Source organism: Paenibacillus sp. FSL W8-0426, from assembly GCF_037969725.1.
In the GTDB taxonomy this organism is placed as follows: domain Bacteria; phylum Bacillota; class Bacilli; order Paenibacillales; family Paenibacillaceae; genus Paenibacillus; species Paenibacillus hubeiensis.
Genome location: NZ_CP150203.1, coordinates 5,482,542 through 5,505,936, shown reverse-complemented (window position 1 = coordinate 5,505,936; position 23,395 = coordinate 5,482,542). Strand labels below are relative to the sequence as shown.

The following is a 23,395-nucleotide window of genomic DNA, read 5'->3' as shown; positions in this document are numbered from 1 at the left end:
ATTGGAAATTTATTAGGCAGGTGAACTTGCAATGCACATCGTTGTCGTTGGTTTGAATTATCGCACGGCGCCTGTAGAGGTAAGGGAACGGTTCACGTTTGCAGAAAAAGATCTGTCCGAAGCGCTGAAGCAGCTCAAGCTGACCAAGAGTGTGTTGGAAGGTGTAATCGTGGCCACTTGCAACCGTACAGAGTTGTATGTCGTGGTAGACCGTCTTCACATGTGCGGTTATTTCATTCGCACTTTTATGGAACAGTGGTTCGGCGTTCCGCGCGAGGAATTTACGCAGCATTTATATATATATGAGGATGACCAGGCGATCCGCCATTTGTTCCGGGTCATTTGCGGCCTGGACTCCATGGTCATCGGAGAAACGCAAATTTTGGGTCAGGTCAAGCAAGCCTTCTTCAAAGCGCAAGAGGAGAAAGCGACGGGGACCTGGTTCAACATGCTGTTCAAACAGGCGGTTACGCTCGGCAAACGTGCGCATTCCGAAACGTCGATCGGCGAAAGCGCCGTTTCCGTCAGTTATGCGGCCGTTGAATTGGGCAAGCGGATTTTTGGCATGTTTACGGACAAGAAGGTGCTTATTCTCGGGGCCGGTAAAATGAGCGAGCTGACCGTGAAGCATTTGTACGCGAGTGGAGCTTCCGAGGTGATTGTCGCTAACCGGACGCTGGCGCGGGCCGAGGAGCTCGCAGCCAAATTCCGGGGGACGCCGTGCACCGTGGAAGAGGCGCTGGACAGGTTGCATGAAGTGGACATCGTGATCAGTTCGACAGGAGCTGATCGCTACGTTTTGGACGCATCAGTCGTGAGGGAGAGCATGAAACACCGTCAATCCCGTCCGTTGTTCCTGATCGACATTGCGGTTCCCCGCGATATCGATCCGGCCATTGGAGAGCTGTCCAACGTATTTTTGTACGATATCGACGACCTTGAAGGGATCGTGGAAAGCAATCTGGAGATGCGCAAAGCGGAAGCGGCGAAGATCGAGAAAATGATCGAGTTGGACATGGAAGATTATTATCATTGGCTCAAAACGTTGGGTGTTCGTCCGGTCATTCGTGCGCTGCAGGAGAAGGGGGCTTCCATCCATGAAGAAACGATGGAGAGCCTGTTCAACAAGCTGCCCGAGCTGGATGAGCACCAGCGCAAGGTCATTCGCCGACTGACCAAAAGCATCGTCAACCAGATGACCACGGATCCGATTAACCGGATCAAGGAAATGGCGGGGACAAAGCAGGGCGATGACGCCTTGCGCATGTTCACCCAAATTTTTGCCTTGGAAGATGCCGTGGAGACTGCTGCTGAGAAGGTGGATCAAAGCGACGCCTCCGCATTGCGCAAATCGGGTTCTGTACGCATGAACGACTCGCGGCAAGGCGCAATGACAACATATGCTCCGGCAAGTGTATAAGGCGGGTGGACGGCTTGACCCTTGCTGAACAAATTTATGAAGCTCTGATTTACATGTATGCCCTGAGCCTTCTGTTCTATTTCTCGGATTGCATTCGACGCAATGTGGGGGCGAAGCGGACGGGCTTGGGGTTTCTTATCGTTGTATGGTTGCTCCAGGTAACGCATATCGTGATGCGTATGTGGACCGAGGGGCATTTTCCCATTTATACGACCTTTGATTTTCTTTGCATCTTTTCGTTCAGCCTTGTATTGATGTCTTTGGCGATGACCCGGATTCCGCGTTCGGAATTTGCGATCCTGCTGCTGAACATCGTTGGGTTTGCGGTCACCGTGCTGAACAGATTGTGGTTTACGGCCGGCGAAATTTCGCTCCATAATTGGCAAACGGTACACGGTCTGTTGATTATGCACATTACGCTTGCCAATCTGGGGTTTGCGGCTTTGACCGTAGCTGCCGTGTTTGCCTTGCTTTACATGTTCCTGCATCGCAAGCTGAAAAGCAAAAAATGGAATGAAACGATGCGTCGTTTGCCCAGTCTTGAAGTGATCAGCAAAACCATGGATGGAGCCACACTGATCGGAACGCCGCTCTTAGGTGTATCGGTCGTGCTGGCCGTGTTGTCCATCGTGGCGGAAACCCGCTGGATGCTGCTGCTGGATTTGAAGGTGTTGGCCACCGGCCTGGCCATCGCGATCTATATCGGGTATTTTATCTCCAAAAGAAGAAAGCAGTTCTCCGCGATCGTTATGGCAAGATGGACGCTGATCGGTTATGGTTTGGTCATCATAAGCTTTTTATCCAATGCATATTCGGCATTTCATCGTTGGACGGGAGAGTGAATCATGGAGTGTTACACGCCGCTCTTTGTAGATGCAGCCGGGAAGACCTGCTGCGTAATCGGCGGAGGCCGCGTTGCTGAGCGGAAGGTCAGAGGACTTCTGAATACGGGGGCCAAAATTAAAGTCATTAGTCCGGACGCGACGCCGGAATTGAAACAATTGCATCAGGATTCCCGAATCGAATGGATGGCCCGGGCCTACCGCAACGGAGATTTGCGGGGGGCCTTTCTCGTATATGCGGCTACAGACCGGGAAGACGTCAACTTGTCCGTGGTCAAGGAGGCAATGGCTGAAAATATTCTGGTCAACGATGCGATGTCATCCGAACGGAGTACATTCACCACCCCGAGCGTGGTCAGACGGGGGAGAATGAGCATTGCGATTTCCACTGCCGGAGCAGGTCCGGCCGCAGCTGCGGCAATCCGTGCCGCGTTGGAAGAGCAGTTCGGCGATGAATACGAAACATATATCGAATTCCTTCATCGGATGCGCAAGGAAGTGAAGGCGCGTGTGCCATCTCCCCGGAAACGGGCGATCTTGCTGCGAAGCTTGACCGAGATGAATCTACTGGAGGACATTCGTTCCGGCCGGTTCAAGTGGTGGACGGAAGAAGAAATCGGGAGCTGGATATCCCGTAATTCAGGAGGGGACGTAGAACATGAGAACCATTAAAGTGGGAAGCAGGCAAAGTGCCTTGGCATTGACCCAAACGGGTCACGTCATCGACGATTTGCGCAGCATAAGCAAACGCGAGGGGCTGGAGTTCGATTTTGAGGTCCATAAGATCGTCACCAAAGGGGACCTTATTCTGGATGTAACGCTCTCCAAGGTTGGCGGCAAAGGCCTCTTCGTCAAAGAAATCGAACAGGCCATGCTGGATCATACGATCGACATGGCGGTGCACAGCATGAAAGACATGCCGTCAGAATTGCCGGAAGGACTCATCAACGGGGCGGTTCCCCGTCGCGTCGATCCCCGGGATGCGCTGATTTCAGGCAAAGGTCTTACACTGGATCAGCTGCCCGAAGGCGCGCGGGTCGGCACAAGCAGCCTGCGGCGTTCCAGCCAGATCAAAGCCTACCGTCCTGACCTTCAGCTGGAATCGCTGCGCGGAAATATCGATTCCCGCCTGCGCAAGCTGGAGACCGAAGGTTTGGATGCCATCATTTTGGCGGCGGCAGGATTGCACCGGATGGGCTGGCAGGATCGCATTACCGAATATCTGAACGAGGGGCAGTCGCTTCCGGCTGTAGGACAAGGTGCGCTGGGCATCGAATGCCGTGAGGACGACGCGGAGCTTCGCCACTTGCTGAGCCTTTATAACGATCAGGAGACAGCGCTGCCGGTAATGGCCGAGCGACGGTTTCTCAGCGTGCTGAACGGTGGATGCCAGGTTCCGATCGGTGCACATGCCGTCTGGACGAAACAAGAAGTGGATTCCCCCGATGGACAAAACACGTTACAATTAACGGGAATGGTCGGTACGCCGGATGGCGGACTGATTTTGAAGGAGACTCTTACCGGCAAGGACCCGGTTCGCCTCGGAGAAGAAGTGGCCTGGAGACTGATTGAACGGGGAGCAGAGCAGATACTGGCAGAAGTTAGGGGATGAGGACATGGTGGGAAAGGTGTTTTTGGTTGGTGCTGGTCCAGGGGACGCAAAGCTGATCACGGTTAAAGGATGGGAATCCATCGGCAAGGCGGATGCGGTTGTTTATGATCGTTTGGCCAGTCCGCGATTGCTCAAGCTGATGAAGCCTGGCGCAGTTAAAATATATGTGGGCAAACGGCCGGACAGACACACGATGAAGCAGGAAGAGATCAATCAGCTGCTTGTCGATCTTGCACTTGAAGGCAAAGTTGTGGTCCGTCTTAAAGGCGGAGATCCCACAATATTCGGACGGGTAGGCGAAGAAGCCGATTTGCTGCGCAAAAACGGCGTTCCTTACGAAATCGTACCTGGCGTAACCGCAGCGATTAGCGTGCCTGCGTATGCAGGCATTCCTGTGACCCATCGCGATTACGCCTCATCCATCTCCATCATTACGGGCCATGAAAGCCCGGACAAGCTGGACCGGAGCATTCATTGGGATAAAGTGACGAACGCTACGGGTACCCTGGTATTTATGATGGGCGTAGCGAAAATCGGTTATATCAGCGAGCAGCTCATCAAACACGGCAGACCGCCGGAAACGCCGGTAGCGCTGGTGCGTTGGGGGACAAGGGCCGAGCAGGACACGCTCACGGGTACGCTGGCGGACATTGAGGCTAAAGTGCTCGCTGCCGATTTCCAGCCGCCGGCAGTCATCGTCGTTGGTGATGTCGTCAAGCAGCGGGAACAATTGAAGTGGGCGGAATTCATGCCGCTCTTTGGCAAGCGGATTCTGGTAACCCGGGCGCGCAGCCAGGCGAGCGAACTGGTGAACCGCATCGAAGAGCTTGGCGGGGAGCCTTATGAGTTCCCGGTCATCGAAACGGTGATGCCAACGAACGAGGCTGCTTTACATGGCGTAGAGCAAGCCTTTCATCAGCTGGATGCTTATGATTGGGTGTTTTTTACGAGTGTTAACGGCGTCGAATTTTTCTTCCGCCATTTGGAGCAGCAGGGCAAAGACATTCGTTCCATGTACAAAGCGAGAATTGCTGCGGTAGGCCCGTCCACGGCGGAAGCCTTGCGCAAACGCGGCATTGCTGCCGAGCTGATTCCCGGACCGTTCCAGGCCGAAGGCATGCTTGACGCCTATGAAAACGAACTGATCCAGGGGCAAAAAGTACTGCTTCCGCACGGCGACCTCGCCAGGTCGTGGCTGCCCGAGCAGCTGCGGGAACGTGGGCTTGAGGTCACCGAGGCGATAATCTACGATACGGTGCTTGCGGGCGAGAACGACGACGAGCTGCTGAAGCTGCTTGAAGAAGGCGGAATTCATGCGGTGACGTTCACCAGTTCTTCCACCGTGACGAACTTTATGGAAATGTTAAAGCGCATGGGGTTGTCCGATCCGCTGCCGCTGCTGAAAAACGTGGAAATTGCGTGCATTGGGCCGGTTACAGCCAAAACGGCCGAGAAGGCCGGATTGCATGTAACGATGATGGCGAAAGAAGCGACGATGGAGAGCCTGATTTCGGCACTGTGCGAGTGGCAAAGAAAGCCTGTGCTTGCAGGCAAGGATTCACGTTGATCGGGTGTTAATGAACTGAACCGAAGAGTGCGATCATTGCAAGGTTGCGCTTACGACAGAAGCGTGCTGATTTCGATATGAACCCGGCGCGCTTCCCTTTTTGCATGAACATATTTTAAGGGAGGCATTACGTTATGAGTTTTCCGATTGTACGTCATCGCCGTTTGCGCCAGTCAGCGGGCATTCGCAATATGGTGAGAGAAACACATCTGTCGGTGGATGATTTCATCCAGCCGATTTACGTTATTTATGGAGAGAACGTCAAATCCGAGATCAAATCGATGCCCGGCGTATTCCGGTTCTCGTTGGACCGACTTAAGGAAGAGGTCACCGAAATTGTTGAACTTGGAATCCCGGCCGTCTTATTGTTCGGCATTCCGGAAACGAAGGATAGTGTAGGCACTTCCGGTTTCGCCGATGACGGCATCGTGCAGGAAGCGACGCGTTTGATCAAATCCTGGTATCCCGAACTGATCGTTGTAGCGGATACCTGCCTGTGCGAATATACCGATCACGGCCACTGCGGCATGGTGCATACCACCGAAGTGGACGGGCATGTATGCGGCGATGTGATGAATGATGAATCGCTGGAGCTGTTGGTCAAAACCGCGGTATCCCAAGCGAAGGCGGGGGCGGATATCATCGCACCTTCCAACATGATGGACGGTTTCGTGCAAGCCATCCGGGCGGGACTGGACGAAAATGGCTTCAGCCATATTCCGATTATGTCCTATTCCGTTAAATACGCCTCCGCCTTCTATGGTCCGTTCCGTGAGGCTGCCGATTCCACGCCGCAATTCGGGGACCGCAAATCATATCAGATGGACCCGGCTAACGTCCGGGAAGCCATTCGCGAAGCGGAGACAGATGTACTCGAAGGCGCTGATATGCTGATGGTGAAGCCATCCCTTTCCTACCTGGACGTCATGCGCACGATCAAGGATCAATTCGACTTGCCGCTGGTTGCTTATAATGTGAGCGGTGAATACGCGATGGTCAAAGCGGCTGCGATGCAAGGTTGGATCGATGAGAAAAAAGTGGCCATGGAAATCCTGCTCAGCATGAAACGTGCCGGCGCGGACATGATCATAACGTATCATGGCAAGGACGCTTGCCGCTGGCTTGCCGAGAAATAAACGGTTAGACGATATAAGCATCATGGACATGGCACCCGAGCCATCACTCCATCGTTAAATAGCAAATTGATATTGAAGTTTCCATCCGGCTGTCGGTACTTGATTGTATGGACAGCCGGAGGATAATCCAAAGGAGGATGTTCAATGACCGCACAACAAGGAAGCCGTCGGAACGACGAGCGCTCCCGCAGCGCATTCGAGGAAGCCAAGCAGTACATACCCGGTGGAGTGAACAGTCCGGTTCGCGCATTCAAATCGGTTGGATTGACGCCAATCTATGCAGAGCGCGGCGAAGGCTCCAAAATCTACGATATCGACGGGAACGAATTCATCGATTATGTCGCTTCCTGGGGACCGCTGATTATGGGGCATGCCCATCCCGATGTTGTTGAAGCTTTGCGCGAGACTGCCCTGAAAGGGACGAGCTTTGGGGCTCCAACGCTCATCGAGACGGAAATGGCCAAGCTCGTGTGCGAGCGCGTACCTTCGATCGACATCGTGCGCATGGTCAATTCGGGTACGGAAGCGACGATGAGTGCGATCCGCTTGGCTCGCGGCGTGACCGGCCGCAGCAAAATTTTGAAATTCGAGGGCTCCTATCACGGACATGCGGACAGCCTGCTGATCAAAGCCGGATCGGGCGTGGCCACGCTTGGATTGCCGGATAGCCCTGGCGTGCCCGAAGGTGTAGCAAGCAATACGATTACGGTTCCGTACAATGATCTGGAATCCGTAAGCCTGGCATTCGAGCGTTATGGTGAGGAGCTTGCCGCCGTGATCGTGGAGCCCGTGGCCGGAAACATGGGCGTTGTGCCGCCGCTGCCGGGATTTCTTGAAGGGCTGCGCAGCCTGACGGAACAATACGGCAGTTTGCTTATTTTCGATGAAGTGATGACAGGCTTCCGGGTTGGCTTGAACTGTGCCCAAGGACGCTTTGGGGTAACGCCTGACCTGACTTGTCTCGGCAAAGTGATTGGCGGCGGTTTGCCTGTTGGAGCCTACGGCGGCAGACGGGACCTGATGGAGCAGATCGCGCCGACCGGACCGATCTACCAGGCCGGAACGCTTAGCGGCAATCCGCTTGCGATGACTGCCGGATATACAACTTTGAAGCTGCTTACGCCCGAAGTTTATGATCGGCTTGAAACGCTATCTGCACGCCTGCAGTCCGGATTCGAGCAAAATGCGGCGGAAGCCGGCATTCCGGTCACGATCAACCGGGTCGGCTCCATGGTCTGCCCGTTCTTTACGGGGACTCCGGTGACGAGCTATGACATAGCCAAAGAAAGCAATCTGGATCATTTCCGTCGCTACTTTGCATCCATGATCGATCAAGGTGTCAGCGTGGCACCGTCCCAGTTTGAGGGCATGTTCGTATCGGGCGTGCACACGGAACAAGACATCGACGACACGATCGAGGCAAACCGCAAGGCATTGCAATCGCTATGAGCATAACAAGTTGGAAACGCCGCGGGGATTGGCTTGAGCTGACGCCGGGAAAAAAAGTAACGGGCAGTGCTGACAGACAAGCTGCAGCCGAGCAGTGGCTGCTCTCGGAGCTTGGCATGCCCGACAAAATGCTCCGCCAGCTCAAGGCGACAGGCGGCATACAACTGGCAGGGGACCGGCTAAGGCTGGCCCTTTTTGCTTCTCTTCCTCTGGACGTGGAGCCGCGCTGGGCAGATATTGACGTATTATACGAGGATGATTTTTGCCTTGTGGTACACAAGCCGGCAGGCATGAAGCTGCATTCGGACGGCAGCCGCGAGGACCGGGCGGTCACTCTGGATCATGCCGTGGCAGCTTACTATGAGATGAACGGGATACAAACCCGCGTGCGCCACATTCATCGTTTGGACGAGGATACGACAGGTCCGGTTTTGTACGCCAAAAACGCATTTGCTTTAGCCAAGCTGGACGAAGCCATGCGACGCAAGGAGATCGACCGGCAATATGTTGCCATTGCAGGAGGCAAGATTCCGGGGCGGCTGAAAATCATTGATGCGCCGATCGGCAAAGACAGGCATCACAAACAGCGCAGGCGCGTGTCCGATGGGGGACAGGAGGCGATTACCCGTGTGCAGGTTGTAGAGGTATGGGAAAACGCAACGCTTGTGCGGTTAAAGCTGGAAACGGGACGCACCCACCAGATTCGGGTGCACATGGCTCACGTCGGTCATCCCCTTGTCGGGGACGTGTTATACGGAGGCCGGAAAGAACAGATCGGCCGACAAGCGCTTCACGGGGAAAGGCTGACTTTTGCGCACCCGCTGACGGGAGCTAAGGTGGAGGTCGCCGATCCGTGGCCGTCCGATTTCGAACAGTTGGCCAAGCGGGAGGGCCAGGACCATTAAAACATAAGGTTTGAGGAAAAGGTGGCATGCTTATCTCATGCAGGGCATATAGATGGGGTAATGAAACATTTGGACCATGCATCAGTCCCATGAGAAGGATTATGGTGAACATATGCCGAAAGGAGGACGCCACCTTTGCTGAATCAACCATATGGTTTGCGGTTCGATATTTATGAGCGCGTTCATTTGTCAGAGGGAGTCCCTGCGATTGAGGAACTGGAGGAAATTGAGCTTTTTCCGCGCATTCAGGTGATCGGTCAGGAAGATTACGCGACACTTAGGGGGCATTTGCTGCTAACGGGGGCTTATAGGGGAGAGAATGACTATTCCGAAGAGTTGAAACATTTCATTCCTGTTGAAATCACGGTTCCGCTCAACCGTGTTCGGTCCCTTGATGATATTTCGATCGAAATTGAAAACTTTGATGTTGATCTGTTATCGGAGCGAAGCTTGAACATTACCGGCGTGTTGTCGCTTCGGGGCATTCAGGGTTTTGCGGCGGAGGAGAACCAAGGGTGGCCGGCAGACGAGTTCACAGTCGTTCATTCGCCGGAGCTGCCGCAGGATGGCTTCGAAACGGAACCGGAGCAACCAGATAGCGAAATAAACGTTCACGCCCAGGAATATCTGCTGCAGCGAAGCGAAGAGGAAAGGCTTATTGGAGCGCCCAAACTGGACGAGGCGGCCAGGGGTCTTCTATACCAGCCTGAAGCGGACAATGCCTTACGTTTGGACGATTCGTTAGAGCCTGAAACGATCAACGGTCCTGTTTCCGGGCAGGTTCCGGCGGAGCAACCTCAACTCCTTGCGCAGGAGGCAGCCGAGCGTGAGCCGGGAGTGGTGGAAGAGGCCGAAGCAAACGAGGAGGCTGAAGCGAACGGAGCAGCCCATCTATCCTTCTTTGGAGCGGCATATTCCGAGCCGATCGATACGGCTTCGGACCCGGACGCTAATACGGATGTCGAAGAAAGAACCGCTGCGGATGCCGCGAAGGTACCGGCTCCACCGGAACCTGAACCAAGCTTGCCTGCATGGCATGCACTTTCGGCATCGTCATTGCCGGAACATGCAAACCAGGAGCGGGAAGCTCAGGAATCTCGTCAATCCCGTGAAGCCTTTGCGAACCCATGGACCCTTGGAGAAACAAGATCCGCTCCAACGCAGGAAGAACAGAAGGAAGAGTCGGCAGGAGGGGAAAACTGGCAGGACGTGTTTGCCGCTTCTGAAGCGGTTGTTCCTGCAAAGGAACGCGAGTCTAATGAGGTGCAGCTGGCTGATCCCCCGGCAGAAACTCCATCGGCGATTCCCGAACCCGTGGCCGAAACGGAAGACAAGCCGGAACTCAAGGTGGCTTTTGGCAGCAAACGGGAGACGCGTCCGCCCCAGGAGGATGGGGTTGGCATTTCATCTTTAATTTCGGGCAAAGGCACGAGAGAGGCAGAGGAGGAGCGCCCCAATGAGGCGGCTGCAGAAACGTCGCGGGAACCGTCTGCTGCTTCGGAAGAGGTGCAGTGGAAAAACCTGTTTTTGGGTACGCTCGTAGAGCAGACGCCTTTCCGAAAGGTGAAAATGTGCATCGTTCAACGGGAAGAAACGCTGGATACCATCGCCGACCGCTATCAATTGACGACGAGGGAATTGCAGTTGTATAACCGCCTCTCCGAACAGGTCGTCGAAGAGGGTCAGGTCCTTTACATTCCTTGAATGGCAATGCCGTTAAGGGTTTGTTCTGGAATCAAAAACAAGCGCTGTTTCACCCGTGATCCGTTTGGATTGCGGGTTTTTGCCATTGGTATGCCGCAAAACGCATGGCAGGGACGTGAATCAGCGGTTGCCAGGTTGACTATCGGGCACGGGCAAGGTATGATGTGTTTAGGTTTTTTCCTAACATCCGCGAATGGCGGGCGTTTGGTTATTTCATTAGCCTCATGGGAATTTTAAGGAAAGACGAAGATCGGGAGTAGTAGACAGTATGACCTTTCAGAGAGCGGGATTGCAGCGCTGAAAAATTCCGCAGGAACCAGCTGATCGAAGTCGCCCGGGAGTTGCCTTTTTGAACGCGGGAGTTCGTGAAGCGGTATGAGCTTCATCCCTGCTTGGTAGAATGGGCCGGTAGCAGCCGTTATCTGCTTAAAGTGTCACGCGAAGCCTCAAGGATGCTCTGTCTTGGTCTGTGCTTGCGTGAAACAAAGGTGGTACCGCGAAAGCTAACCTTTCGTCCTTTGAGGGATGAAAGGTTTTTTTGTTTTTTGGCGAAGATGATGAGTAACGGAGGAATGACAAATGACGGAACAAAACAAGTCAGCCGCAACCGAAATGCCGACGACATATGACCCGAAGGCTGCGGAGCAAAAATGGTATCAGACCTGGATCGAGCGAGGATATTTTCAAGCAGGACAGCGCAAAGACGCTGAGCCTTTTACCATCGTAATTCCGCCGCCGAACGTCACCGGCATGCTGCATATCGGGCACGCGCTCGACTTTACGCTGCAGGACATCCTGATCCGTACCAAACGGATGCAAGGTTACGATGCGCTGTGGCTGCCGGGATCGGACCATGCGGGAATCGCGACTCAGACCAAAGTGGAACAAAAGCTTCGGGAAGAAGGACTGACCCGCTACGATCTCGGCCGTGAGAAATTCCTGGATCGCGTTTGGGACTGGAAGGAACAATATGCAACGACGATTCGCGAGCAATGGGGCAAAATGGGCCTGTCGCTGGACTACTCCCGCGAGCGTTTTACACTGGACGAAGGTTTGTCCAAAGCGGTGCGCAAAGTGTTTGTGCAGCTGTACGAGAAAGGTCTGATTTACCGCGGCAAAAAGATCATTAACTGGGATCCGGTGAACCGGACGGCGTTGTCCGACATCGAGGTTGAATATAAAGAGGTTCAGGGCCACCTGTACCATTTGCAATACCCGCTCAAGGACGGAAGCGGCCATATTACCGTGGCAACGACGCGTCCGGAAACGATGCTTGGCGACACGGCCGTAGCCGTGCATCCCAAAGACGAACGTTATGCCGACATGATTGGCAAAACGCTCGTGCTGCCGATCATCGGCCGCGAAATCCCGATTATTGCGGACGAGTACGTCGACAAAGAGTTCGGAAGCGGTGCCGTTAAAATTACGCCTGCGCATGACCCGAACGACTTCGAAGTCGGTTTGCGCCACGATCTGCCGCAAATTATCGTCATGGATGAAACGGGAACGATGAATGCCGAAGCAGGCAAGTATCAAGGCATGGATCGCAGCGACTGCCGCAAACAAATTGTTGCAGACCTGAAAGAGCTGGGCGTGCTGATCAACATTGAGGACCATGTCCATCAGGTTGGCCACAGCGAACGTACGGGGGCAGTAATCGAGCCTTATCTGTCCACGCAGTGGTTCGTTGAAATGAAGCCGCTCGCCGAAAGAGCCATCAAGAAACAGCAAGAAGGCGACGGCGTACGCTTTGTGCCGGAACGTTTCGAGAAAACCTATTTGAACTGGATCGAGAACGTTCGCGATTGGTGTATTTCCCGCCAACTGTGGTGGGGTCACCGGATTCCTGCCTGGTATGACGACGAAACTGGCGAAATTATCGTCTCCGCCGAAGATCCGACAACGCTCCCTGAATATGCGGGCCGCAACCTGAGACAAGACGAGGATGTGCTCGATACGTGGTTCAGCTCCGCGCTGTGGCCGTTCTCCACGCTCGGATGGCCTGAAGATACGGACGACCTGAAACGTTACTACCCGACCAGCGTGCTTGTAACGGGTTATGACATCATTTATTTCTGGGTTGCGCGCATGATTTTCACCGCGCTGGAATTCACGGACGAAATTCCGTTCAAGGACGTACTCATGCACGGATTGGTGCGTGACTCGGAAGGACGCAAAATGTCCAAGTCGCTTGGCAACGGGGTTGATCCGCTCGACGTTATCGAGAAATACGGCGCGGATGCCATGCGTTACATGATCTCGACGAGCAGCACGCCGGGGCAAGATTTGCGTTTCCGCTGGGAACGCGTGGAGCAGGCCCGCAACTTTGCGAACAAAATCTGGAATGCATCCCGCTTTGCCCTGATGAACCTGGAAGGCTTCACTATCGAGGATCGCGACATTTCCGGCGAGCTTGGGACCGCGGATTATTGGATTTTGCACCGTCTGAACGAAACTTCCCGTGACATTACGCGTCTAATCGAAGCGTATGAATTTGGCGAAACCGGTCGTCTCCTCTACAACTTCATCTGGGACGATCTGTGCGACTGGTACATCGAATTTGCAAAATTGTCCTTTTACGGCGAAGATCCTGTGGCGAAAAAGAAAACCCAATCCGTATTGGCTTATGTGCTCGATCAGACCATGCGCCTGATTCATCCGTTCATGCCTTACATCTCCGAAGAGATTTGGCAGCATCTGCCGCATGAAGGCGAGACGATTACGCTGGCTGCTTGGCCGACGTATGACCCGGCCATGGAAAACCCGGAAGCCGTTGCCGAAATGAACCTGCTGATGGATACGATCCGTGCGGTACGGAACATTCGCGCCGAAGTCAACGTGCCGATGAGCAAAAAAGTCGAATTGCTGATCAAAGCCAATAGCGCCGAGGCCAACAGCATCATCGAACGCAACAGCCATTTCATCAGACGTTTCTGCAACACGTCCGAATTCGACAGCGGTCTGAACCTCAGCTCTCCGGACAAAGCGATGACGGCAGTCATCACAGGCGCCGAATTGTATTTGCCGCTGGCGGGACTGATCGATATCGAGCAGGAAGTTGCCCGCTTGGAGAAAGAACTGCAGAATCTGGAAAACGAAGTGTCGCGCGTAGAGAAAAAGCTGGCGAACGAAGGCTTCGTATCCAAGGCTCCTGCCAAGGTTATTGAAGAAGAACGCGCCAAAATGGCCGATTATTCGGACAAACGGGATAAAGTCATTGCCCGGATCAATGAACTGAAGGCGTAAGGCATTTCTGGGTCGGATGGCGGCTGTTCGCCATCCGGCCGATTTTTTCAATTACATTGGGACCGAAGGTGAAATCAGATGACGGAAATCAATGGAGCAGGCGAAAAGGCACCTTTGCAGACATATGTCGAGGCGGTAGACTGGATCAATGGTCTTATTCCTTTTGGCATCAGACCGGGGCTGGAGCGTATCGAAGCGCTGATGGCACGGCTGGGGAATCCGCATCGGCGTCTCAAATTCATTCATGTCGCGGGAACGAACGGAAAAGGTTCGACTTGCGCTTTTTTGACGTCGGTACTTCTTCAGGCAGGGTATGACGTAGGTACGTTCACGTCGCCCTACATCACCAAATTCACGAACCGTTTTCAATACAACGGAGAGGATATCCCTGAGGAGACGCTGCTGAAAATTGCCAATCGGCTGCATCCGCTCGTGCGGGAGATGGCTTCGACTCCGCTCGGTTCTCCAACCATGTTCGAAGTGTCGACGACGCTTGCGCTTCTCTATTATGCGGAGGAGTGCTACCCCGACGTGGTAGTATGGGAGACTGGGCTTGGGGGAAGGATGGACGTAACCAACATCGTTACTCCAGTCGTTTCGGTCATTACCAACATCGGCATGGACCATACGGATGTGCTTGGGGATACGGTCGAGGCCATTGCGTGGGAAAAGGCGGGCATTATCAAGCCGGGGGTACCTGTGGTCACCTGTGCGTCGCAGCCTGAAGCCATCAAGGTCATCACGGATCGGGCCCAAGAACTTCGTTCGACGGCTTATGTGGCAGGGCAGCAGTTTTCTTATCGCAGAGTGGATCGCGACGAAAACAGTCAGACCATTCATTTTGCCGGACCTTTCCGCGAACTGGACATTCGCATTTGCATGAAGGGTACATACCAATGCGACAACGCCGCAGGCGCGCTTATGGCGCTTGAAGTGCTGCGGCAATACATGGCGTTTGTATTGGAAGACAAGGATCTCGTGCAAGGATTTGAACATGCATTTTGGGCGGGGCGCTTCGAAAAAGTGGTTGATGATCCGCGGATCGTTCTGGATGGAGCACATAATCCGGAAGGGGCGGAATCGCTGGCCCAAAGCATTAAGGAGGTCTACCCCCACAAAAGGTTAAATTTGATGATGGGCATGCTGGAGAATAAGCATCATGAAGCATATTTGCAGCATATACTGCCACTAGTGGATACGCTGATCCTGACCGAGCCGGACTTTAGGCGCAAAATGGATGCAGCCAAGCTTCAGGACGTTGTAGCACGGGTGCGTCCCGGTTTCGCGAAGAAGGAACTTGAAATCATCGTCGAGCCCGATTGGGTGAAGGCGCTTGAATTATTGAAATCACGGACGGAAGCGGAAGATCTGGGGGTAGTCTCCGGCACATTGTACTTGATTGCGGATGTGCGGGCAGCCCTTTTGCATCAAACCGATTCTGAAAAAGGTTGGTGAAGGTTTTGTTAAATACATCGGAACACGTTCATTTTATAGGGATTGGCGGTTATGGCATGAGTGCCATTGCCAGAGTTATGCTTGAAATGGGATACACCGTGACCGGATCGGATGTCGCTTCCCAGGAGTTGACCGAGAAGTTGGCAGCCAAAGGGGCGAAAATATACATCGGACATACTGCGGAGCATGTAAACGGGGCCGACTTGGTCGTTTATTCGACGGCAGCTCCGGCGGACAATGTGGAGCGTGTGGCTGCTCAGCAGCTGAACATTCCTATATTGCACCGGGCCCAGATGCTGGCACGGTTACTTAACGAACGCAAGGGCGTGGCGGTTGCGGGAGCACACGGCAAAACGACAACCTCCTCGATGATCGCGCTCGTCATGGATAAATGCGGAACGGATCCGACATACATCATCGGCGGGGAAATCATGAACCTGGGCACCAACGCGAAAGCGGGTCAAGGCGATTGGGTCGTTGCGGAGGCTGATGAGAGCGACGGCTCGTTTTTGCAATACCATCCATGGCTTGGCATCGTAACCAACATCGAAGCCGATCACCTCGAAAATTACAATAGCGACTTTGAAGAGCTCAAAAAGGCATACGTGCAGTTCCTTAGCCAGATTCGTCCGGAAGGCACGGCTATCGTATGCGCCGACGACGAGAACATTCAAAGTATTTTGCCTCAGCTGCAGGCACGCGTTACTACGTACGGCATTGATCGGGATGCGGATTACACTGCAACGGATATCCAATTGGGAGACCGTCAAATCTCCTTTACGATGAACCACCAGGGCAAAACGCTCGGAACCGTTGAACTTTCCGTACCAGGCAAGCACAATGTATACAACGCGATGGCAACGGTCATTACGTGTTTGGAAGCAGGAATTTCATTCGATAAAATCGTCGAAGCTATCATTGAGTTCCATGGAGCCAAACGCAGATTCCAGGTGCTGGGCGAAGCCAACGACATGTTGATTATCGATGATTACGCACATCACCCGACCGAGATCGAGGCCACGATCAGTGCGGCGAAAGCAACAGGAAAACGCATCATCGCGGTGTTCCAGCCGCAGCGGTACACGCGCACGTTTTTCCTGCTGGACGCATTTAGCCGTGCATTTGCCGAAGCCGATGAGGTGTTGATTACCGACATTTATTCTCCGGCAGGGGAAAAACAGATCGAAGGCGTGCATTCCGCCAAATTGGTGGAACTGATCGTGCAGAACAGCAATGCATCGGCTCGTTACTTGCCTGCGAAGGAGGACGTGGTTGCCGATCTGCAGAGCCGTTTGCAGCCGGGTGATCTTGTTCTTACCATGGGCGCAGGCGACATCTGGAAGGTGGGCGACACGCTCGCCAAATTGATCAAAGCATAGAATCGGAACACAAGGGGAAACCCGTCTCCCGTATTAGGGAAGAGACGGGTTTTTCGTTGTTTCAGGAATGAATGGCTGCTCTCCCGCATATAGCTTGTATAAATGGGACAAAGGGAGAGGGTACGGGGTGAACAATGCTAGAATGACGTTTCGCTTCGGGGAGCACGATGCTGTCAAGCCGCAAAACGAAGGGCGGCTCGCGCCTGCAACGCTCCAGGCGGCGAACGAGGAGATAACGCATGCTCCAGCGAGCATAGACAGTGCTCCGCAATGGTCTGCGGAGGAGATACCGGGAGATTGGGGGGAAACGCTGCCGATACTTACCGAGGGTCTCAAACCGGGGGAAAGAATGGACAAGCGTGCTTCTGAACGCGAGTACCCGCAGGCAGGGTATGCCAATGAGCGCCGGGATCTTCCGGAAGCGAGCGAAGCCGTTGATCCATGGAACGAGGAGTACGCGGACCACAACTGGGTAAGCGAGCACAATCACTATTCCTATCAGCGAAACCGGGCCCCGCGGGGGTGGAAAATGATTGGTTCCGTAACGGGAGCAATCGTCACCGGAGCATTGTTCGGCCTCGTCATCCTTTCGTTTTTCAACAAAGACGGGGCAGCTCCGAACGTCGTACCTCAAAAGAATACGGCCAATGTATCGGTCTCGGCAGGGCAGCAGGCCCAGGCCACATTGGCTGGCGGCAATTACTATGCGCTGCAGTACGGCGTTTTCAGTTCTCCGGAGCGTGCTGAACAGGCCAAACTTGAATTGACTCAGGCCGGGATTGCTGCAGAGGCGGACCCGGAGGACGGTAATCGGGTCTATGCCGGCATATCCCCTGATCGCGAAGAGGCCAAACTGCTCAGCACGCGCCTAAAGGCCCAGGGCGTGGAACTTTACGTTAAAGAGATTCCGTATCCGGAAGTCGGTGTGGCGGCGTTGGGCGTTAACCAGGCAACCGCGACACAGTTCTTTAACGATAGCGAAACGTTGATCGGGCTGCTCTCGACGTTGTCCATCGGAGAACTGGGCAAAGCAGCGCCCCAAGCGGTATCCGCCGAAACGATGACCTCCATTCAGAATCGGCATGAATCGTGGCTGCGCGGCTTCAACGACCTGTCCGCAAACACGAACGGGGAGGCAGCGCCTTATGCGGCGGCGATGGCCAAAGCGATGAACAGCGCCATCACGGCGGTTGCCGAATATAACAAAAAACCTTCTGCCGCACATATGTGGTCGGTGCAGACGAATTTGATGGACTACGTGCTGCAGCAAAAAAAATGGCTTGATACGCTGCAGGAGCAGTAATCGTTGGATCTCCTAACACAGTCTTGAAATGCTTGTCCGGCAGGGAACTGGAAATAGTTCCCCTTGCCGGATTTGTGTTTGTATTGACGTACAAAACCCCGTATAATAATGTGGGTGTCAAAAAATGGCGAGGGACGATAACGGATGAAAAAAAACTTCGGCATGTTATTACTTTTCCTGCTGCTCGGCTGGTTGGCCGGAGCATGGATCGCCAAGGCACTGCAGCCGGTCAAGGCTGTAGCTTTTTTAACCAAAGCCACGACCATTCGCTGGTCGCCACAGGCTGATCTTGACATTTTCAGTTATGACATTTCACTTCAATTTCAAATGAGCCTCCTCAGTCTGATCGGCATCATCGCCGCTGTATGGCTATACCGCAGATTGTAGGAGAATGACGAATTATGATGAATTGAACAACAACGAACGCTGCAGAACCGCAAGAAGCGTATGCAAGGACGAGGACACCACTGGAATGTGAGGAGCCGTTGATATTGGATAAAACAGGACAACGCCGCATTATTTTGGCGTCTACATCGCCACGTCGCAAAGAACTGCTGGCCGGACTGATGTTGGATTTTGAAGTAATCCCAAGCCGTGCTGACGAAGCTACGCCCCCATCATGGACTCCTGAACAAACGGTGCAGGAGCTTGCGATGCGCAAAGCGCTTGCCGTCTTTCGCAGCGTCGAAGGCCAGCAGCGGGATGCCGTCATCGTTGGGAGCGACACGATCGTTGTTCTGGATGGAGATATTTTGGGCAAGCCGGCAGATGAGAAGGATGCGGAGAACATGCTTGCGAGGCTGCAAGGACGAACCCACCGCGTGTTTACAGGCGTAGCTTGTATCGATGCCATTAGCGGTCAGTCTTCGGTTCATTATCGGCAAACGGATGTAACGATGAAAGCATTGTCTGAAGCCACGATCCGTGCTTATGTACGTACGGGAGAACCTATGGACAAGGCAGGATCGTACGCCATACAAGGCATTGGTGCTTCTCTGGTTGATCGCATCGAAGGATGTTATTTCAATGTCGTAGGTCTGCCTTTATCCTTGCTCAGCGATATGCTGGACGGATTCGGGGTACATGTATTGCCGCGTGAATGAGCCCCGGCACATGAATAATTCGAATGGATGACGTGAAAAGAGGGAGTATATGGAGTCGCCGCAGTATATGATGCGCGACATCCCCCATGAAGAACGCCCGAGAGAACGCATGATGGAATATGGGGCGGGCGCCTTGAGCCATGCCGAACTGCTGGCCATTCTGCTTCGAACCGGTACAAGAAAAGAATCCGCCGTTCACATGGCGCAGCGAATTCTTGCAGAGACGGGCGGGATCCGCTCGCTAATGGACTTGACGCTTGAGGAACTGACGGCAATGAAGGGCATCGGCAAAGCCAAAGCCGTGCAGTTGAAAGCGGGCATCGAGCTGGGCCACCGGATTGCCAAGAGCAAACTGGCACAGTCTCCTTCGATTCGCACTCCGCGCGATGCGGCTGATATTTTGGTCGAGCAGTTGCGTTATCTGCAAAAAGAACATTTTGTTTGTCTCTTTTTGAACAGCAAAAACCACATTATTGCCCAGGAAACACTCTCCATGGGCAGCCTGAACGCTTCCATTGTCCACCCGCGCGAAGTGTTCCGTGCTGCCATCAAATGCAGCAGCGCATCGATTGTGTGCGCTCACAACCATCCAAGCGGTGATCCTACACCGAGCCCAGAGGATATCCAAATCACGAAGCGATTGATCGAAGCCGGCACGATTGTTGGCATAGATGTGCTGGATCACCTAGTTATTGGCGATGGAACCTATGTAAGTTTGAAGGAGAAGGGCTTGGTATAATATAATGGGTGGCGTTGAACTAATTTTTGATCAATACTAATCTCCCTGCAGATTGCCGGGAAATGAAAACGATGATGAAAAATGGCATGTCAAATCAAAAAGCATTCTAAAAAAATGAAAATGTTCTGAAAATTCAGGACGGCTATATAAGGCAGAAAAGGAGATTACGTCATGTTTGGAAGTAAGGATTTAGGGATTGATTTGGGGACAGCAAATACGTTGGTTTATGTTCGTGGGAAAGGGATTGCGGTGCGTGAACCTTCGGTTGTTGCTCTTCGCACGGATACCAAAAGCATTGAGGCCGTGGGTGAATCGGCGAAAAAAATGATCGGCCGGACACCTGGCAACATTCGTGCCATTCGTCCCATGAAGGATGGCGTTATTGCCGATTTCGACACGACGGCAACGATGATCAAATATTTTATCCGTCAGGCACAAAAGCAGCGTTCCATGTTCCAGCGTCATCCAAACGTGATGGTGTGCGTACCATCCGGGATCACTGCGGTGGAGCAACGCGCGGTTGAAGATGCAACGAAGCAAGCCGGCGCACGCGAAGCTTACACGATCGAGGAGCCGTTTGCAGCCGCAATCGGTGCCGATCTGCCGGTATGGGAGCCGACCGGAAGCATGGTTGTGGATATCGGCGGCGGTACGACTGAAGTGGCCGTTATTTCCCTCGGAGGAATCGTAACCAGCCGTTCCGTTCGCGTTGCGGGCGATGAAATGGATGAGTCCATCATTCAGTACATCAAACGCCAGTACAATCTGATGATCGGTGAGCGTACGTCCGAACAGTTGAAAATGGAGATCGGTTCCGCGATGCCGCTCGAGTCCGTGGAAACGATGGAAATTCGCGGTCGTGACCTCGTTACAGGCCTGCCTAAAACGATCACCATCACTTCCGATGAAATCAGCGAAGCTTTGGCGGATACGGTGAACGCCATCGTTGAAGCGGTTAAAGTGACGCTTGAAAAATGCCCGCCGGAACTGGCGGCCGACATCATGGACCGCGGGATCGTACTGACTGGCGGCGGCGCATTGCTTCGCAACCTGGACAAGCTGCTGGCGGGCGAGACCGGTATGCCTGTCATTGTCGCGGAGAATCCGCTGGATTGCGTAGCGATCGGTACCGGTAAAGCGTTGGAAAACATCCATTTGTTCAAAAGCAGAAGCAGCTCGGCAGTTCGCTCCAAACGTTAATTGAAAGATAAGCACATTCTGGTTCCCTGTGAACCGGAATATGTATAAACAGCGAAAATAATCCCGGCGGATGGCCGGGAGAGCTAAACCCGCGTATTCGGGGAGATGGCGAATATTCTCAAAGGGACTATAGACCTGACAGTCTCCCCGCCGGGCCAGGCTCGGAAGAGAATAATGGATGTTAGAGGGTGTTCGAACTGTTTAAGCTGCTGGGCAACAAAAGACTTTTTGTTTTGCTGGTGGGCCTTGTTACATTTATCGCGTTAATGGGCTTTACGCTCGGTCCGCGGACGGCGTTATCCTGGCCGGAAAAATTCCTGAAGGATTCCGTCGGTTTCGTACAATACGTATTTTACAAGCCCGCTTCCTACGTAGCGGGCTTTTTTAAGGATATAGCGAACATGAGTTCCGTTTATGAAGAGAATGAACGGCTTCGTATTGCCATGGGTCACTATACGCGGGATCGATTGAAATACAATGAGATGGAGCAGGTTAACGCAAGATACAAAGAACTTTTTCATTTCACGGAAGAACAAAGAAACCGTTATAACTACGATTATCGAATCGCACAGGTCATCAGTGCCAATGCCGATCCAAACAGCAGGACGATCAATATCGACATCGGAGAAAATGCAAACATCAAACCGGGAATGGCTGTGACCTCACAAGAAGGTCTAGTTGGTGTAATTAGTCATGTTAGTGCATACACGTCGACCGTCAATCTGTTGACTTCCCTGGATGCCAACGATCCCAACTCCAATGCCATCGCCGCTACGGCCGTGGGTAAGGAAGACAACGTATTCGGCATGATCGAAAGTTATGATCCCAAAACAGGCATGTTCAAGATGACCAAAATATCGGAAGAATCCAAAATTAAAGAAGGCGATGAAATCATTTCGTCCGGGATTATCAACAACTTCCCGAAATACATGCGTATCGGTAAAGTGAAAAGCATTGAAGTCGGGGAGTATGGACTGACACGGACTGCAATGATTGAGCCTTATGCCAGCTTTCTGGATTGGAAAGAGCTGATGGTGGTTGTCCCTCCAGAGGTGAAAAAATAGTGGGCGCTCGCAAACAGGTTCTGTTTCTGTTGTTGTTCATTCTCTTCATTTTAGAAGGAACCGTGCTGCCGCTTCTGATTCCCTCTGCCTGGCAGATGCGGATTTCGGCTAATCTTGTGTATATCGTTATCCTTTTCTTCGCTGTCTATTACCACCGTCATACGGCGCTGGTGCTCGGGATATTATTCGGCTTGCTGCACGATGTCGTATTCTATGGCGAGATGATCGGCCCTTACGGATTCTCCATGGGATTGTCCGCCTATATGATGGGCCTCATTTTCCAGGCACCGCGCGCACCGCTTCCGGTAATGGTTACGGTCGTTTTTTTGGGAAGCCTTCTTAACGATACGATGCTGTTTTTCCTGTACAAGCTTTTTCGTCTGAATCATGTTACGTTTGATTGGGCGCTGATCGAGTACATGATTCCGAATTTGTTTGTTCATTTTGTGTTTGCTTTGATCATTTACGTGCCGCTTCGCAAGCAGCTGGAGAAGATTGCGAAGAAGCGCAGCAAACCAAAGGAAGCTTCTTAAACCATTTCTGGATAGGGAAGCAGGAACTTGAGGCGTCGGGCACGAAATGTAATGAGATGGGAGGGACAGGCTTATGACGGTCAAATCGAATCACGTGACGATAAAAGGCATCCGAGACGGCCTGGTTTTTTTGCTGGACGATCAATGTGAATTCGAGGATCTGCTCGTTGAGCTCCGCTATAAGCTGGAACATAGCCATCAAAATATTCTGACGGGTCCCATCGTTCATGTCGACGTCAAATTGGGCAAACGTGAGGTTACCCAGGACCAGAAAGAATCAATACTGAATATTTTGAGTCAAAAGGGCAACCTGCTCATTCGTTCCATCGACTCGCCCGACCTAAAACCAGAGGTGATAGGACCGCCGCCAATCGTAACGATGTGCGGCATGGTTCGTTCGGGCCAAGTGCTGCACCATGAAGGAAATCTGCTGTTTTTGGGAGATATCAATCCGGGAGGAACGGTTACGTGTACCGGTGATATATACATAATGGGTTCTCTTCGGGGCATGGCTCACGCGGGGATCGGCGGGGATGAGGAATCCATTATTGCGGCCTCGTTTTTTGCGCCGACGCAGTTGCGGATCGCTGACATCATCAGCCGTCCTCCCGATGAATGGGAGAGCCGCGAAGCCGGGATGGAATTTGCTTATTTGCAGGACAATCAGATGCAGATCGACAAAATGAGCAATATCGTTCGGTTACGCCGTGATTTTAATGTGTTTAAAGGAGTGTAGCT

The 23,395-nt window shown here is 53.0% G+C and carries 20 protein-coding genes and 1 other annotated feature; all 20 genes read left to right on the top strand.

Annotation, left to right across the window (positions count from 1 at the left end; genetic code table 11):
• Positions 1-31: 31 nt before the first annotated feature.
• The 20 genes from hemA (at position 32) to minC (ending at position 23,393) form a co-directional block, all read left to right on the top strand.
• Positions 32-1,420, top strand: coding sequence for a glutamyl-tRNA reductase (hemA, locus tag MKY59_RS24875; protein WP_236414425.1), 1,389 nt, complete (start codon positions 32-34; stop codon positions 1,418-1,420).
• Between the two features lie 53 nt (positions 1,421-1,473).
• Entirely contained in the window at positions 1,474-2,262 is a 789-nt protein-coding gene (gene ccsA, locus MKY59_RS24870; protein ID WP_236414850.1) for a cytochrome c biogenesis protein CcsA, read from the top strand.
• 3 nt (positions 2,263-2,265) lie between these two features.
• A complete protein-coding gene (locus tag MKY59_RS24865) occupies positions 2,266-2,934 on the top strand; it encodes a bifunctional precorrin-2 dehydrogenase/sirohydrochlorin ferrochelatase (protein WP_236414424.1) in 669 nt (222 codons plus the stop codon).
• Positions 2,921-3,874 (top strand): hydroxymethylbilane synthase, encoded by a 954-nt coding sequence (gene hemC / locus MKY59_RS24860; protein WP_236414423.1) that lies wholly within the window; start codon positions 2,921-2,923, stop codon positions 3,872-3,874. Before MKY59_RS24865 ends, hemC begins: the two co-directional genes overlap by 14 nt.
• Positions 3,875-3,878: 4 nt before the next feature.
• Positions 3,879-5,441 (top strand): uroporphyrinogen-III C-methyltransferase, encoded by a 1,563-nt coding sequence (cobA, locus tag MKY59_RS24855; RefSeq protein WP_236414422.1) that lies wholly within the window; start codon positions 3,879-3,881, stop codon positions 5,439-5,441.
• A 134-nt stretch (positions 5,442-5,575) separates the two neighbouring features.
• Positions 5,576-6,577 (top strand): porphobilinogen synthase, encoded by a 1,002-nt coding sequence (gene hemB, locus MKY59_RS24850; protein WP_236414421.1) that lies wholly within the window; start codon positions 5,576-5,578, stop codon positions 6,575-6,577.
• A gap of 144 nt (positions 6,578-6,721) precedes the next feature.
• Positions 6,722-8,026, top strand: coding sequence for a glutamate-1-semialdehyde 2,1-aminomutase (hemL, locus tag MKY59_RS24845; protein WP_236414420.1), 1,305 nt, complete (start codon positions 6,722-6,724; stop codon positions 8,024-8,026).
• On the top strand, positions 8,023-8,931 hold the full coding sequence (locus MKY59_RS24840) for an RluA family pseudouridine synthase (protein WP_339274296.1): 909 nt from the start codon (positions 8,023-8,025) through the stop codon (positions 8,929-8,931). Before hemL ends, MKY59_RS24840 begins: the two co-directional genes overlap by 4 nt.
• Before the next feature lie 135 nt (positions 8,932-9,066).
• On the top strand, positions 9,067-10,635 hold the full coding sequence (locus tag MKY59_RS24835) for a LysM peptidoglycan-binding domain-containing protein (protein ID WP_339274294.1): 1,569 nt from the start codon (positions 9,067-9,069) through the stop codon (positions 10,633-10,635).
• Between the two features lie 237 nt (positions 10,636-10,872).
• Positions 10,873-11,157 (top strand) — a binding site (T-box leader).
• A 57-nt stretch (positions 11,158-11,214) separates the two neighbouring features.
• Positions 11,215-13,881 carry a valine--tRNA ligase gene (locus MKY59_RS24830; protein WP_339274292.1) on the top strand — a complete coding sequence of 889 codons (2,667 nt, stop codon included), beginning with the start codon at positions 11,215-11,217 and terminating at the stop codon, positions 13,879-13,881.
• A gap of 78 nt (positions 13,882-13,959) precedes the next feature.
• Positions 13,960-15,336 (top strand): folylpolyglutamate synthase/dihydrofolate synthase family protein, encoded by a 1,377-nt coding sequence (locus tag MKY59_RS24825; RefSeq protein ID WP_339274290.1) that lies wholly within the window; start codon positions 13,960-13,962, stop codon positions 15,334-15,336.
• A 56-nt stretch (positions 15,337-15,392) separates the two neighbouring features.
• Positions 15,393-16,715 carry a UDP-N-acetylmuramate--L-alanine ligase gene (gene murC, locus MKY59_RS24820; RefSeq protein ID WP_339278471.1) on the top strand — a complete coding sequence of 441 codons (1,323 nt, stop codon included), beginning with the start codon at positions 15,393-15,395 and terminating at the stop codon, positions 16,713-16,715.
• A 127-nt stretch (positions 16,716-16,842) separates the two neighbouring features.
• Positions 16,843-18,018 (top strand): SPOR domain-containing protein, encoded by a 1,176-nt coding sequence (locus MKY59_RS24815; RefSeq protein ID WP_339274288.1) that lies wholly within the window; start codon positions 16,843-16,845, stop codon positions 18,016-18,018.
• A gap of 144 nt (positions 18,019-18,162) precedes the next feature.
• Entirely contained in the window at positions 18,163-18,405 is a 243-nt protein-coding gene (locus tag MKY59_RS24810) for a DUF4321 domain-containing protein (protein ID WP_339274287.1), read from the top strand.
• Between the two features lie 104 nt (positions 18,406-18,509).
• Positions 18,510-19,121: a Maf family protein gene (locus MKY59_RS24805; protein ID WP_339274285.1), complete on the top strand. Its 612-nt coding sequence runs from the start codon at positions 18,510-18,512 to the stop codon at positions 19,119-19,121.
• Between the two features lie 49 nt (positions 19,122-19,170).
• Complete coding sequence (gene radC, locus MKY59_RS24800) at positions 19,171-19,860, top strand: DNA repair protein RadC (protein ID WP_236414411.1); 690 nt, start codon at positions 19,171-19,173, stop codon at positions 19,858-19,860.
• 171 nt (positions 19,861-20,031) lie between these two features.
• Complete coding sequence (locus MKY59_RS24795) at positions 20,032-21,060, top strand: rod shape-determining protein (RefSeq protein ID WP_236414410.1); 1,029 nt, start codon at positions 20,032-20,034, stop codon at positions 21,058-21,060.
• 188 nt (positions 21,061-21,248) lie between these two features.
• On the top strand, positions 21,249-22,124 hold the full coding sequence (gene mreC / locus MKY59_RS24790; RefSeq protein ID WP_236414409.1) for a rod shape-determining protein MreC: 876 nt from the start codon (positions 21,249-21,251) through the stop codon (positions 22,122-22,124).
• Positions 22,124-22,657: a rod shape-determining protein MreD gene (gene mreD / locus MKY59_RS24785; RefSeq protein ID WP_236414408.1), complete on the top strand. Its 534-nt coding sequence runs from the start codon at positions 22,124-22,126 to the stop codon at positions 22,655-22,657. The genes mreC and mreD overlap by 1 nt, the downstream gene beginning before the upstream one ends.
• 73 nt (positions 22,658-22,730) lie before the next feature.
• The gene (gene minC / locus MKY59_RS24780; RefSeq protein ID WP_236414407.1) at positions 22,731-23,393 is read left to right on the top strand and encodes a septum site-determining protein MinC; all 663 of its coding nucleotides are present in this window, start codon (positions 22,731-22,733) and stop codon (positions 23,391-23,393) included.
• Positions 23,394-23,395 lie beyond the last annotated feature (2 nt).

Coding starts and splice junctions, on each gene's coding strand:
- hemA (WP_236414425.1), top strand. CDS start 32: ATGCACATCGTTGTCGTTGGTTTGAATTATCGCACGGCGCCTGTAGAG.
- ccsA (WP_236414850.1), top strand. CDS start 1,474: ATGTATGCCCTGAGCCTTCTGTTCTATTTCTCGGATTGCATTCGACGC.
- MKY59_RS24865 (WP_236414424.1), top strand. CDS start 2,266: ATGGAGTGTTACACGCCGCTCTTTGTAGATGCAGCCGGGAAGACCTGC.
- hemC (WP_236414423.1), top strand. CDS start 2,921: ATGAGAACCATTAAAGTGGGAAGCAGGCAAAGTGCCTTGGCATTGACC.
- cobA (WP_236414422.1), top strand. CDS start 3,879: ATGGTGGGAAAGGTGTTTTTGGTTGGTGCTGGTCCAGGGGACGCAAAG.
- hemB (WP_236414421.1), top strand. CDS start 5,576: ATGAGTTTTCCGATTGTACGTCATCGCCGTTTGCGCCAGTCAGCGGGC.
- hemL (WP_236414420.1), top strand. CDS start 6,722: ATGACCGCACAACAAGGAAGCCGTCGGAACGACGAGCGCTCCCGCAGC.
- MKY59_RS24840 (WP_339274296.1), top strand. CDS start 8,023: ATGAGCATAACAAGTTGGAAACGCCGCGGGGATTGGCTTGAGCTGACG.
- MKY59_RS24830 (WP_339274292.1), top strand. CDS start 11,215: ATGACGGAACAAAACAAGTCAGCCGCAACCGAAATGCCGACGACATAT.
- MKY59_RS24825 (WP_339274290.1), top strand. CDS start 13,960: ATGACGGAAATCAATGGAGCAGGCGAAAAGGCACCTTTGCAGACATAT.
- murC (WP_339278471.1), top strand. CDS start 15,393: ATGAGTGCCATTGCCAGAGTTATGCTTGAAATGGGATACACCGTGACC.
- MKY59_RS24810 (WP_339274287.1), top strand. CDS start 18,163: ATGAAAAAAAACTTCGGCATGTTATTACTTTTCCTGCTGCTCGGCTGG.
- radC (WP_236414411.1), top strand. CDS start 19,171: ATGGAGTCGCCGCAGTATATGATGCGCGACATCCCCCATGAAGAACGC.
- MKY59_RS24795 (WP_236414410.1), top strand. CDS start 20,032: ATGTTTGGAAGTAAGGATTTAGGGATTGATTTGGGGACAGCAAATACG.
- minC (WP_236414407.1), top strand. CDS start 22,731: ATGACGGTCAAATCGAATCACGTGACGATAAAAGGCATCCGAGACGGC.